This is a genomic window from Vibrio sp. D54, assembly GCF_021728075.1.
GTDB classification, from domain to species: Bacteria; Pseudomonadota; Gammaproteobacteria; order Enterobacterales; family Vibrionaceae; genus Vibrio; species Vibrio alginolyticus.
Window position 1 is genome coordinate 13487 of the sequence record NZ_JAKKCS010000005.1, and the last position, 13107, is coordinate 26593.

Annotated in this window: 10 protein-coding genes; 5 read left to right on the top strand and 5 right to left on the bottom strand. The window is 46.3% G+C overall.

Translation table 11 applies throughout. The features are described 5' to 3' along the window. The first annotated feature begins 77 nt into the window (after positions 1-77). The 5 genes from L3V37_RS08505 (at position 78) to L3V37_RS08525 (ending at position 6694) form a co-directional block, all read left to right on the top strand. On the top strand, positions 78-1793 hold the full coding sequence (locus L3V37_RS08505) for an ABC transporter ATP-binding protein (protein WP_005379108.1): 1716 nt from the start codon (positions 78-80) through the stop codon (positions 1791-1793). Positions 1794-1885: 92 nt separating this feature from the next. Next, complete coding sequence (locus L3V37_RS08510; RefSeq protein WP_167415558.1) at positions 1886-3439, top strand: ABC transporter substrate-binding protein; 1554 nt, start codon at positions 1886-1888, stop codon at positions 3437-3439. A 147-nt stretch (positions 3440-3586) separates the two neighbouring features. Next, on the top strand, positions 3587-4564 hold the full coding sequence (locus tag L3V37_RS08515; RefSeq protein ID WP_005379110.1) for an ABC transporter permease: 978 nt from the start codon (positions 3587-3589) through the stop codon (positions 4562-4564). A 2-nt stretch (positions 4565-4566) separates the two neighbouring features. Next, positions 4567-5517: an ABC transporter permease gene (locus tag L3V37_RS08520; RefSeq protein ID WP_033907403.1), complete on the top strand. Its 951-nt coding sequence runs from the start codon at positions 4567-4569 to the stop codon at positions 5515-5517. A 157-nt stretch (positions 5518-5674) separates the two neighbouring features. Next, on the top strand, positions 5675-6694 hold the full coding sequence (locus L3V37_RS08525; RefSeq protein WP_237306164.1) for an SPOR domain-containing protein: 1020 nt from the start codon (positions 5675-5677) through the stop codon (positions 6692-6694). A 75-nt stretch (positions 6695-6769) separates the two neighbouring features. Here the strand turns inward: L3V37_RS08525 and L3V37_RS08530 are convergent, their stop codons facing one another. From L3V37_RS08530 to L3V37_RS08550, 5 genes are all read right to left on the bottom strand, one after another. After that, positions 6770-6913: a hypothetical protein gene (locus L3V37_RS08530; RefSeq protein WP_012841245.1), complete on the bottom strand. Its 144-nt coding sequence runs from the start codon at positions 6911-6913 to the stop codon at positions 6770-6772. After that, entirely contained in the window at positions 6903-9224 is a 2322-nt protein-coding gene (locus L3V37_RS08535; protein ID WP_237306165.1) for an acid phosphatase, read from the bottom strand. Before L3V37_RS08535 ends, L3V37_RS08530 begins: the two co-directional genes overlap by 11 nt. Positions 9225-9486: 262 nt before the next feature. Beyond that, the gene (locus L3V37_RS08540) at positions 9487-11046 is read right to left on the bottom strand and encodes a hypothetical protein (protein ID WP_237306166.1); all 1560 of its coding nucleotides are present in this window, start codon (positions 11044-11046) and stop codon (positions 9487-9489) included. Between the two features lie 2 nt (positions 11047-11048). Next, positions 11049-11621 carry a sigma-70 family RNA polymerase sigma factor gene (locus L3V37_RS08545; RefSeq protein ID WP_167415561.1) on the bottom strand — a complete coding sequence of 191 codons (573 nt, stop codon included), beginning with the start codon at positions 11619-11621 and terminating at the stop codon, positions 11049-11051. A gap of 2 nt (positions 11622-11623) precedes the next feature. Then, positions 11624-13096, bottom strand: a complete 1473-nt coding sequence (locus tag L3V37_RS08550; protein ID WP_237306167.1) for a chromosome partitioning protein ParA — start codon at positions 13094-13096, stop codon at positions 11624-11626. Positions 13097-13107: the final 11 nt, after the last annotated feature.

A 13107-nucleotide genomic window follows, 5' to 3' on the forward strand; every position in this document is an offset into this window, starting at 1 on the left:
TTGAACGGATTCATTCAGGTGATGAATGGTGCCTTTGGCATGATTCGATACCACAGACAAGGCAGTAGAGGTCTGAAATGTCACTATTAGAAGTGAAAAACCTTCGTATTGAATACCCATCCCGACACGGCGTTCACGCTGCCGTGAAGTCACTTTCTTTTCATATTGAACGTGGTGAAATCGTGGGTGTTGTTGGCGAATCAGGTGCGGGTAAATCCACCGTTGGTAACGCTGTTATCGATTTGCTTAGTCCCCCAGGTCGCGTTGCTAGCGGTGATGTATTCTTGGATGGAGAAAAAATTTCTGGCCTATCACCAGAAGCGATGCGTAAGGTTCGCGGCTCGAAAATAGGTTTTATTTTCCAAGATCCGATGACCTCGCTCAATCCACTTTTTACTGTTGAGCAACAGCTGAAAGAGACGATCCACGCTAACATGAAGGTCTCTGATGAAGAGGCGTATCAGCGCGCGCTTTCTCTTATGCAGCAGGTTGGTATTCCGCAACCAGAAAACCGCTTAAAACAGTACCCGCACCAATTCTCTGGTGGTATGCGTCAGCGTGTTGTCATTGCTATTGCTTTGGCTGGTGAGCCTGATCTCATCATCGCGGACGAACCAACTACGGCGTTAGACGTTTCTATCCAAGACCAAATCCTCAACTTGATCCGCGAGCTGTGTATCAAGAACAATGTCGGCTGTATGTTGGTTACTCACGATATGGGTGTCGTCTCCAACGTCACCGATCGCGTGGCGGTAATGTATCGTGGTGACTTAGTGGAGTTTGGACCAACAGCCAAAGTATTGGGCGATCCTGATCACTCTTATACTCGCAGTCTAATTTCAGCGGTACCACGTTCAGACAGAAAGCTAGATCGTTTCCCGTTAGTAAGCTATATCGAAGAAGCGGCGGAAATGGAGCCACTCGATATCAAGAACCACTGGTTAGGACAAAGCCAAGATGAGCGTGAGTACACAGGCCCGCTTTTGGACGTGAAGAACGTCAATCTTCGCTTTGTGACCAAAGACTCTTTGTTCGAGAGCCGCCGAGAATACGTGCAAGCATCTAATAATGTGAGCTTTGAAGTGCACGAAGGCGAAACCTTTGGTTTGGTGGGCGAGTCTGGTTCAGGTAAATCGACCATTGCACGTGTGATTGCTGGTTTATACCAACCTAACTCTGGTCAGGTGAAATTCGAGGGCATTGACCTGACCGCTTTAACCTCTGAGAAAGAGCGCCGCCCGATGCGTCGTCAAATGCAGATGGTGTTCCAAAACCCATATACTTCAATGAACCCTCGTATGAAGGTATTCGATATTATTGCTGAGCCAATCCGTTTCCATAAATTGACGAAAAACGAGTCGGAAACTCGCCAAATCGTGAATGACCTATTGGATCATGTTGGTTTGGGTCGAATGGCTGGGCTTAAGTACCCTCATGAATTCTCCGGTGGTCAGCGTCAGCGTATTTCTATTGCGCGTGCGTTGGCGACTCGTCCTCGACTTTTGATTTGTGATGAACCGACCTCAGCACTGGACGTATCGGTACAGGCACAAATTCTAAACTTGCTGAAAGATCTGCAAAGTGAGCTGAACTTGACTATGTTGTTTATCAGCCACGATTTACCTGTTATTCGTCAGATGTGTGACCGAGTAGGTGTGATGCAAATGGGTACACTTTTAGAAGTGGCACCAACAGAACAGTTATTCACGGCACCTCAACACGAATACAGCAAAAAATTGATTTCTCTGATGCCGGAGTTTACTGGCTTGCGAGAAGAGATCGAAACGGCATAAACCAAGCAATTCGCTTGGCTAACCTTTAGTCATAACAAAGACGCAAACACAACAACAAGGGATCCGTATCCCCGCATGAAGGAGTTATGCAAATGAAAACCATGAAAAGCAAATTAGCAGTGGCGCTAATGGCTGCGGGCCTAAGCTTTAACGCAATGGCAGCAGATATCAAAGTTGGCTATGCAGCTGACCCAGTATCGCTTGACCCACATGAGCAGCTATCAGGTGGCACACTGCAAATGTCACACATGGTATTTGATCCGTTGGTTCGCTTTACTCAAAAAATGGATTTCGAGCCTCGCCTAGCAGAAAGCTGGGAACGTATTAACGATACGACTGTTCGTTTCAAACTGCGTGAAGGTGTGAAATTCCATTCTGGCAATACTCTTACGGCTGACGACGTCGTGTGGACGTTCCAGCGTTTACAAAGCTCTCCTGACTTTAAAAACATCTTCGACCCGTACGAAAAAATCGTCAAAGTTGACGACAACACGTTCGATCTTGTAACTAAAGGTCCTTACCCACTAGTGCTGCAAACCGCAACGTACATTTTCCCAATGGACAGCAAGTTCTACACTGGCAAAACTGCGGACGGCAAAGACAAGTCTGAGTTAGTGAAGCACGGTAACTCATTTGCATCGACTAACGTTTCTGGCACGGGTCCGTTCATCGTGACATCACGTGAGCAGGGCGTAAAAGTGGAATTTGAACGCTTTAAAGATTACTGGGACAAAGCGTCGAAAGGTAACGTTGATAAGCTAACACTTGTTCCAATCAAAGAAGACGCGACTCGTGTAGCAGCGCTGCTTTCTGGCGGTGTTGACATGATTCACCCTGTAGCGCCAAACGACCACAAACGCGTTGAAGATGCTGACGGCATCGACCTAGTTACGCTACCTGGTACTCGTATCATCACGTTCCAACTAAACCAAAACAGCAACGAAGCATTGAAAGACGTTCGCGTTCGCCAAGCGATTGTTCACGCAATCAATAACGAAGGTATCGTGAAGAAAATCATGAAAGGCTTCGCAACGGCCGCTGGTCAGCAAAGCCCGGCAGGTTACGTGGGTCACGATGACAAACTGGTTCCTCGCTACGATCTGAAGAAAGCGAAAGAGCTGATGAAAGAAGCGGGTTACGAAAATGGCCTGACGCTAACGATGATCGCACCAAACAACCGTTACGTGAACGATGCGAAAGTAGCACAAGCGGCGGCGGCAATGTTGTCTAAGATCGGTATCAAGGTTGATCTGAAGACCATGCCAAAAGCGCAGTACTGGCCTGAGTTCGACAAGTGTGCGGCAGACATGCTGATGATCGGTTGGCACTCAGATACAGAAGACTCAGCGAACTTCAACGAGTTCCTAACTATGACTCGTAACGAAGAAACCGGTCGTGGTCAGTACAACTGTGGTTACTACTCAAACCCAGAAATGGACAAAGTGGTTGAAGCTGCGAACGTAGAGACGGACCCTGCGAAACGTGCAGAAATGCTGAAGGGCGTAGAAGCGACACTATACAACGACGCAGCATTCGTACCGCTACACTGGCAAAGTGAAGCATGGGGCGCGAAGTCTAACGTGAAAGCGGCAGATATCGTTAACCCAATGGTAATGCCTTACTTCGGTGACCTAGTGGTTGAATAATCACGGTTAGTCGACTTTGAGGAGGGATGGATTTCCCTCCTCAACTTAAAGCACTCGACTCAGTTTTGTTTCAGTCGGATTGAGTTGGTTATTTAGACTGAATTTTCTCTCTAATTTAGAGAACTATGGATAGTTAAGGGGCAAGGAATGTTTTCGTTTCTGGTCAAGCGCCTGTTTCAGGCACTGATAGTGATGTTTGTGATCAGTTTGGTGGCGTTTGCCATTCAGGACAACCTGGGTGATCCGCTGCGTGAGCTTGTAGGTCAGTCGGTTTCGGAATCGGAGCGTCAAGCGCTACGCGACGACTTGGGCCTGAACGATCCCTTTATCACAAAGTACACGCGCTTTGTGGGTAATGCACTGCAAGGTGATTTGGGTACCTCATATTTTTTCAAGCGACCTGCGGTTGAGGTGATTCTCGACAAGCTGGTAGCTACATTAGAGCTCGTGTTTGGCGCGACGCTTATCATCATTGTTTTCTCTATTCCGCTTGGGGTGTACTCTGCGATTCATCCTAAGAGTGTTTTTACCAAATTTGTCATGGCGATGAGCAGTGTCGGTATCTCGATTCCGGTGTTCTTAACCGCAATCATGCTGATGTATGTCTTCTCCATAGAACTCGGTTGGCTGCCTTCCTACGGGAGGGGCGAGACCGCTAATGTGCTCGGTTGGGAATCTGGCTTCTTTACCATTGATGGTATCAAGCACCTCATCCTACCTTGTATTGCGCTAGCGTCTATCATGTTGCCGTTGTTCATCCGCTTGGTGCGTTCAGAAATGCTGGAAGTACTGAGCTCGGAATACATTAAGTTTGCCAAAGCAAAAGGTTTGAACTTACAAAAGATTTATTACCAACATGCACTTAAGAACACCATGCTACCAGTATTGACGGTAGGTGGCGTGCAGATTGGTACCATGGTGGCCTACACCATTCTTACTGAAACTGTGTTCCAATGGCCGGGCACTGGCTTCCTTTTCCTAGAGGCAATCAACCGTGTAGATACACCGCTGATCACTGCCTACGTTATCTTTGTTGGTCTGATCTTCGTGGTAACCAATACCATCGTTGACTTGCTGTACGGCATCATCAACCCAACTGTGAACTTAACTGGAAAAGGAGCTTAATCATGAGCCAATCAAATTTAACACCAGCTCCTGCTCCATCAGCGTGGCAGCGTTTCAAAGAGTCAGATTTTCTGTATTACTTCAAACGCGACAAAGTGGCGATGGCGAGTTTTACCGTCTTTATGATGTTCTTAGTATTGGCATTGGCTGCACCGATTCTTGCGCCAACAGACCCGTACGATCTGACGTCTATCGACATCATGGATTCTGAGTTGCCACCTTCGTGGATGGAAGATGGCGATGAGCGCTTTGTGTTGGGTACTGACGAGCAAGGTCGCGATATTTTATCGACCATTCTTTACGGCTCTCGTCTGTCTCTAACCATCGGCTTCCTGGCGGTTGGCCTTCAGTTGGTACTGGGTATCATCATTGGTTTGTCGGCGGGTTATTTCGGCGGCCGTATCGATAGCTTCTTGATGCGTTTTGCAGACGTACAGTTGTCGTTCTCGACCATGATGGTCGCGATCATCGTGTCAGCTATCTTCAAAGCCAGCTTTGGCAGTGATTTTTACAGCCAATATGCGGTGGTCATGCTGGTGGTGATCATCGGTGTGGCAGAATGGCCGCAATACGCACGGACTATTCGTGCCTCGGTATTGGCAGAGAAGAAGAAAGAATACGTCGAAGCGGCGCGTGTGATGGGCTTTAAAGCTCCGCGAATCATGTTCCGTCACATTCTGCCGAACTGTCTATCGCCAATCTTGGTTATCTCGACGGTACAGGTAGCGAACGCGATCATGTCGGAAGCGGCACTGTCATTCCTAGGTTTGGGTCTTCCTGTTGATCAGCCGTCACTAGGTGCGCTGATCAGCATCGGCTTTAACTACATCTTCTCAGGTGCGTGGTGGATTACTGCCTTCCCAGGCATCGTGTTGGTTACACTGGTTCTGGTTATCAACTTATTGGGTGACTGGTTACGAGATGTATTCAACCCGAAACTGTACAAAGGTTAAGAATTTTCCCGCCAAGCGTTGTAAATTCGCTTAATTCCTTCCTAAACTGAGAGCCGGATGCAAATTCCGGCTCTTTTTTTGCTAGTTATTCTTTGTTCACATTTTTTTGGCGCTTTGCCGCCATAATGACCTTACCCACTAATTTAGAGTGAAGTGTATGGAAATGAAGAAGGCACAACACCCATCTCGTATCTTCCAAGCAAGCCTGGCTTTGGGTTTGTTGCTAGTATGCGCCCAGTTTTCTAGCCCAGTATCGGCGGAGGAGTTCCTTTGCCAAGCAACTCAAGCCAGCGAGAAAGAATTACCGATGCTTGAGAAAACGTGCCCAATTGGTAACGGAGTATGGGGAAAGAAAGTGCCGCAGGGGGGCAACTACCTTTACTGGATTCAATGCGGATTGCTACCCAAGCCTATGTCTCTCGCGAAAGCTAAGCCTCTCTATAGTAAAATCACGACTGACGTATGGATGAAGCCTGAATCCAAAGGCTATCGCTGTTTGATTGGACCTTACAAGGCATTGTCTGATGCGAGGGATGACTTACGAGGAGTCAAAACCTTGTCGAATTACAAAGAGGCGTTCATCCGAGTGGTTGGGAAAGGGACGAAACAACCAGTAACACCACCTACACCTAAATCTACTGTATCGTCGAAATCAGCCGCATCTTCGGTTAAGCCAACACCGACGGTGACCCCGAAACCCGCGCCAGTTCCTGCTGTGCGAGCTGATACCGACGCCTTTAAAGCGCGGGCAGAGAAGCCAGATACCAAGGCAAAAAGTTCGCGTGATAGCTCTTCGTCTAAGCCTGTTGCTAAGACCAAAGCGAAGCCAATTGTCACTGGAAATGATGACATTGAAGTTCGGCTGAGAACTTCAGTACAGGGCAAAACGTACGTGGTCCCATATTTACTCGATCACCATAATCAGTTTTACATGGAACATGGTAAGCCGTGGAACCGCCTCAACTACGAAAACTCGCACAAAGTATGTCAGCAACTGGGTATGAACTTAGCCAACCCTGCAGAGTTTAAAGCGCTGAGGGCGTCTGGGGTGATGGAAAAAAATCAATGGCCACTGCAACTGCCGTATTGGGGCAAAGATAAGAAAGGTTTGTTCGCCGATCGTGAGCCCAATCAGCTCACCGGGACCTCATTATTGAACGTGGTGTGCGTGAAATAACGACTCAGATATTGTGGTCAAAATATAGAAGAAAGCCCCGAGTTCGGGGCTTTTTTGCGGTCTCAAATATTATCGCTATTTGAGTGGCGTTTCTTTGTGACAGTTAGAGCAGATATACACTTCTTTGATGCCGACCAATCGTTCCCAAAGTGTTCTGCGTCTTCTACGCAAATGCACGCTATCACAGCAAGGGTTAACGATGGTTGCTTTAGTCATCATCACCAGGCTCCAAAATCGGTAGTGAACTCGCGATGCTTGTCATGGCTTCTTTGCTGTTAGAGTACAGACCATATTCCGGTGCGGATTCATGACCGTTTTGTTCTTTACTCCAACGAATACCAATATAAAAGTCACCAAAATCGCGGTTGATGTAACGATGACGAGTTTTGTAATCTGACTCTGAGCCTGTTTCTTCTAGAATCAGCAGTTCACGGTCTTCATCATTCTGGATTTCCCAATTACCTGGAGTTTGGAATCCTGTTGGCATGAACGAAGTGTAGTTGTAAGTATCAGTGCCGTATTCGTACGCACCTGACGAGTATTTCAGGACTGTGTCGTCGCCTGTGCCATTACTTTCTACCATCAAGTCATGCTCTACCGTGCCGTGTTTGATGTGTTCTGCAACCGAAAGTGATTCTGCAAATGGGGTATTGCTTGAGTCCATCCAGAACAGCTCATCATCTGATATTTTAACGATCATTTGAGTGCCGTTATGCTCGGTTTTGTGCTGGTACAACATTTCATACTCGTCGCCGTAGCTGTTGTATAGCTTACCGTCTTTCAGCTCAACGTCGTTACAGTCTTTATTGTTGTATTCCGTGTAACCAGTTTGTTGGTCCAGATCGGCAAGAATGGCGTAAGCATCGTGTTCCCATGTGTCTTTTAGGAAGTCACTGATGTTCGCTTTGTACTCTTGATTCATCTCATCGTGGTTTGAACCCCAGCAGAATAGTAGGCCTTCAGAATCTTGCATCAACATGGCGTAGCCAATTTCACCATCTTTCTGTGCAAAGCTACCCATTTTCCATTCTTGACCGTTGAAGTGCTCGTGAGTGAAGCCCAAAGTCGGTACTACTGGTGGTGGCGTGACGCCTTCGATAACCGTTGGCATGCTGAGCGCAATTTGTACCGCGGTATGGCCATCTGTTGCGCTAATCGCAAGTACTGCTCCAGCTTCACCTGCTTTTGTTGGTGTGCCTTTAATGGTGATAATTGCATTACCATCCTCAGATACTGTTAGACCTTCAATGTCTACATAGTCCGCTGAGTAGTCGGTAATTTGACCGTCTTTATCTTGGAACAAACCAGAAATATCGAGTGTTTGTTCAAACACTTCACCTTGTTGTAGGTACCAACCATCAACGATGGACTGCAGACGCGCTTGTTCTGTTTCTACAACCATTGGTGGTAAGTTTGCCGATTCGATTTCGAACTGAAATACGGTGCTTACCGTACCCAAAACCTTACCTGACGAATCAATGTCTTGCGCCGTTAGAACAATCTCAAAATCACCAGCTTTCTCTACGATTGCAGTTGGATGTAGAACAATCAGGTTGCCAGTTTGCACAACTTCAATGCCTGTGCCTGCAAAGTTGTGCGTCAGTTTAGTTGTCACAAGGTTTTGGTCTTTGTCTGCAAATAGACCTTCAATGTCTAGCTCTAAGCCATCAAAGTCCACGCCTTGTACGATTTTTGGTAGTTTTTCTAGCTTATCTTTAGCTGCCTTTTCGACGATTTTGTTTACGGTTAGCTTGTTATTAACTGCCGTTTCAGGTGCTAAGGTGTCGCTGTCTGGGGTCGCGTCAGTGATGATTGGACGTAGATTTGGGTCATTGATGTTTTCGCCAGATGCAACAAGACGTTCCACTTCTTGGTTTGCCGCTTGAGCAAACTCCGTGGCTTTTTTCTCGTAGTTCGTTGGGTTTTGTGCTTTCGAGTCGGTCAGAATCTGAGCGGTTTTATGTAGTTCGGCGTTTTTTGTCGCACCTTCAACAAAATCACTGTACAGATCAATTGGTGCTTCTTCTGAGCCTCCTAGCGCTTGGTTTACTTTCGCTTTCGCATCTTCTTCACTAATGGCTGGATCTTTTGCCATTTCAATCGCCACAAGATCCGTGATAGGTGAAATCACGTTTGACGATGTTGGTGCACGGAATACGATTTCGTGCGCCATAGCTTGGCCTGGATGATCCATATCAACCGTGTATTTGCCAGCGTACTCTTTCGCATCCAAGGCGATGAGCTGTTTCTGCTTTGAACCGTTTGGTGTGATGGTCTGTAGCGCTAGAGTGCTTTCTGGCTTTGCATCCAATTTCAGTTGACCTTTCTCATCGGTCAGACCAAGGAATGTTTCTTGAGTGTCCCATTGGCCGTTGTTGTTCGTATCTTCAAAAACAACGGCATGCTTGAAGTAGCCGTCAAAACCTGTGATCACAACGCCGTCGTTAGCACTGTTTGAACCACCATCTGAACCGCCACAGCCTGTAAGAGCGATAGCCACTGACGCTGCTAGTAAACTCACCTTATTCATTATTTATTTGTCCTTGTTTCGTTTCCGAATGAGAAAGTCGCTTTTTTTATTATTTTTTTCTTTATATCTCACTAGTGAGATATAAGAGAGTGGTGTCTTTTTAATGGCTATTGAGCTTAGGTTCAAGACACGAAAATCCGCACAAAACCCGTAAAATTTATTTCTATTTTTTGTCTATGATGGAAAATTTATAATTTGATCACGGTTCCAGTTTTATTTTGGGATGATTGTTTTGTCAAAATAACCATCTGTAAATAAAGGTTTATTGGGTGTTAGTAAAGGCTGGGGCGTGATAAATCATGTTGATCTTAAACTCCTCAACGCGATCAGCAAATTGAGGATGAGGTTTAAGCACATAACTGTAGACTTCGCCTGGAATGAATATGTCGTAATCTGTGTATTCAAGGTTGTAAAACATAAATGTTCGTTGCCAGTAATCATCTGGCCATTCAGCGCAATGTATTGGATTTACGCCGTCAAAATCCATTGAGCTAGAGATAATATCGGCAAACTCGCCTCGCCCCGCTACGATAGAGCTGTACCAGTAAAATAAATAATCATGACAAAATAGGTCATGTTGATTTGATTTCATATTGAGATCAGAGTCCAGCTTGTGCACTGGTTCGTTACCCTGAACACTTCTATCAAATATGTAGTTGCTAGCAGTCCCGTTTATGTAACCCCCTCCTGAAATGGGAAAGAGGTAGTCAAACAACGTTCCTTGATATTCGTACTCGCCAGTGTGGACATTGATGCGCTTTTCCATGGACTGCTTGTTCTTTTGCATGGTATAGCTTTCGAATTGTTTACCATCAAACACGGTGGTGAAGTAGTTCCGAGTATCTTCATGAACCTGAGATGGGTATTCTTTTTTGATGGTCCAAATTTGGCGTACACCTTGGACATAAACGATCAACGAGTCATCACTGATTTTGTACTTGCCCACTTTTTTCAAGTCTCCCTTTTCAGGACACTGGCGTTTGTTGTGTGAGGCGGCATAACTTACTTCGCCCCCCTCAAACTGAAAGGCCTCGCAATACACCACTTCATATGCGTACGCGATACCGGCAAGATTTTGTGTCGTCTCTAGGCGATAAACTACATCGCCAACTAACGGGTGTTCTGTGTCATTTTGATCGGGTGTGATAACGGGTAACTCAAAGCGCGTTGTGACCCATGCATGATCGCTATTACCGTGATAATCATCGCGCGCTGCTACCGCCAAATATGTGGTGGTTTTTATTTCCTCAGGCGCTCCTTGCACCATCATTTGTCCTTGGTTGAGGACTCTTAACCCATTGGCGTTTTCAAGCCAAATCTGAGTGGTGAGGAGATCGCCATCTGGGTCTTCAAAAAGCTGGTTAAGGTTGAGCGAATAACTCACCGGAGAGTTTTGTTTCAGCTCCCAAGCATAAATAATGGTTTGTAGCTGCTGTTCCACAGTGAGGTTGATGATGGGTTTATTATTCTCTGATGGGTCCTCTTGTGGTCGGCTGTTCTTATCACCCAATGCTGACTCGTAAAACGTGTTGTCTTCTGTGGTATGAAATGGATTCGTAACAGGGCCTGGTTGTCCTAAAAGGGCTGAGTTAAATGCGTCATCTCCCGTTTTTTTAGGAGTGCGATCCAACGCAGAACCTGTCAACGCTTGCTTTACTTCAACTAAAGATGTGCGCTCATATTGACGATGTGCTTGCTGGGTTGACTTGTCGGCGTTGTCTGACGAGTCTTCCACAGATGCCAAATTGTGTTTGTTTGAAATGAAGTCAATACCAAACAAACCGACGCATACTGCGCCGATTATCCAAAGCTTTTTGTTCATGATTATGTGTGCGCCATTCGTGATTGCAGCCAACTGCGAGAGAATTTGAGGTCTTTCTCTATCAGGCTTGCACTGCACTCGAGTAGCTCACTGATTTCCTGGTTTTTCAAGCCCATTAAATACTTGAGTTTGAGTGCGCTCGATTGGCGTGGATAGCGGCTACTGAAACTATCCAGAGCTTTATCCATGATAATCAATTGCTCGAAACGATCTTCTTCATCTCTCATCAATGTAATGTGTTGACGCTTTTGTGCTTGGTGCGAGCGGGCGTTGTCGATCAAGATTTGACGCATCACTTTGGCGGCCATCAAAAAGAAATCGCGTTTTGTTTCAATTTCACTCATATCGCAGTTGGACATTTTCAGGTAAGCATCATGAATCAATGCCGTGGTGCTGTTGACGCTGTCTGCCAATACTTTGTTGTCGGTGCCGTACTTTTCTGCATTTCGTTCACGCTCATGTTGGGCGATCTTACGCAACTGTAAATAAGCAAACTGATAGAGCTCGCTCTCAGCTCGTTTATCACCAGATTGCCATTGTTGAATGATTTGTGTCAGTGCTACTGCTGTTGCCATGGTTATACATCCTCGCTCACTTTGACAAATTCAGAAATGGTGTGGGTTTCAATGCGATCGGAACCGTCTTGGTTGCGCAGAACATTTTGTTGATAGCGATATAAAATGCCTTGCTCCCAAGTTGCACCAGCTGGCAAGTATTCCCAGGTGGTGTAATTGATTTCAGATGGGGTTGTTGACCAACGTACCATGACGTTCATTTGCGCGAGTTCGGCTTTGGGGGCGCTATTGTTGACCCACCACATGTCGGCAAATTCGCGGGTAACATCGTGGGTGTACAGGCTTGTATCGGTTGGGCAGGTGTCCGTATTTTGCGGCAGTCGCATGACTTGTTGGTGGCGCATCAATAGGCACGATTGTGTCATGGACTGTTGGTGGTATTCGGTTTGCTGCCACACACCGAGGTAGTCAATGTCGTGTTCGCTAGTATTGGGATACGTAAACCAGAGCATTTCTGTACGGTTATTGTGTTGGATGTTTTTTTTACGCCCGAGACCTTGTACTTTTTCCATCAATAACTCGGTGCTCGGATCAAAATTGAGGGCAACGGAGCGGTACTTCCAGTCGCCTTCATCATCGAAGTCTTCGAGAGAGAAGCCATTCAAGTCGTTGCGGGTGCACCCTGTGATTGAACAACCAACGATATTAAACCAATCCGCAAACTTGCTTATCGGTTCGACGACATCTTCCGTGATAGGGCGCTTCATCGAGAGGAAGCAGCCTTGAAAATGATCGCCAATGCTTGGGTGTTCAATCAATGAGTCTTTGGTGATAGTGAATCGAGTTTCACCAATAGGAGGACGATATTTGGGATGATGCTGATAGCGTAGATCGTAAGCACAAGCGCGGCCTTGCCAATCCTTCTTTTTGATGACGATGTTTTTGAACGTCATGTCGCGAGGTTCAAAAATGATCTCATCAGATGAAAAGTTTTTTTCAATGTACTGCTGGCTTTCGTTTAGGTGCTCAATCGCCTCATTGACAGATACCCAATCGAGATTGAGGTAGCGTTTAGCGTCATCCAGGTAATTGAGATCAAGGCCTTTGAGCTGGCTTTGAAAGTGAGGATCAGACAGCACACGGTTTGCTAGGACAATTTCCTCACGATTTTCAGGCGTGCTGTCGAGAGAAAGCAGCAGACGCGTCATATTGATGCTGCGGCTAGGTTTGGTTGTCGCCATCGTCGGCGTCAGCACTTCTTGGCTTGATAAGGTCGTCAGCAGATAACCTTTATCATCGTTACCAAGGAAGAAGCTAATTACATCACCGGGTTGGTAATGAAATGCTCCTTGCTGAGTGACGCCAGTGATATTGGAACTGGTTTTGTAATACAGGCCAGTCACTGGGGCGTCGATAAAGTAGCCTTGCTTCAAGGTTGAAACTGGTGGGTGTGAAGTGGCAACTGAAACGTCTGCTGCCAACGTGGACGTAGCCGTCAATGCAGACAGCCAAAATACCACTGAACGTGTATACATCTTGTTTTAAG

Coding starts and splice junctions, on each gene's coding strand:
- L3V37_RS08505 (WP_005379108.1), top strand. CDS start 78: ATGTCACTATTAGAAGTGAAAAACCTTCGTATTGAATACCCATCCCGA.
- L3V37_RS08510 (WP_167415558.1), top strand. CDS start 1,886: ATGAAAACCATGAAAAGCAAATTAGCAGTGGCGCTAATGGCTGCGGGC.
- L3V37_RS08515 (WP_005379110.1), top strand. CDS start 3,587: ATGTTTTCGTTTCTGGTCAAGCGCCTGTTTCAGGCACTGATAGTGATG.
- L3V37_RS08520 (WP_033907403.1), top strand. CDS start 4,567: ATGAGCCAATCAAATTTAACACCAGCTCCTGCTCCATCAGCGTGGCAG.
- L3V37_RS08525 (WP_237306164.1), top strand. CDS start 5,675: ATGGAAATGAAGAAGGCACAACACCCATCTCGTATCTTCCAAGCAAGC.
- L3V37_RS08530 (WP_012841245.1), bottom strand. CDS start 6,913: ATGATGACTAAAGCAACCATCGTTAACCCTTGCTGTGATAGCGTGCAT.
- L3V37_RS08535 (WP_237306165.1), bottom strand. CDS start 9,224: ATGAATAAGGTGAGTTTACTAGCAGCGTCAGTGGCTATCGCTCTTACA.
- L3V37_RS08540 (WP_237306166.1), bottom strand. CDS start 11,046: ATGAACAAAAAGCTTTGGATAATCGGCGCAGTATGCGTCGGTTTGTTT.
- L3V37_RS08545 (WP_167415561.1), bottom strand. CDS start 11,621: ATGGCAACAGCAGTAGCACTGACACAAATCATTCAACAATGGCAATCT.
- L3V37_RS08550 (WP_237306167.1), bottom strand. CDS start 13,096: ATGTATACACGTTCAGTGGTATTTTGGCTGTCTGCATTGACGGCTACG.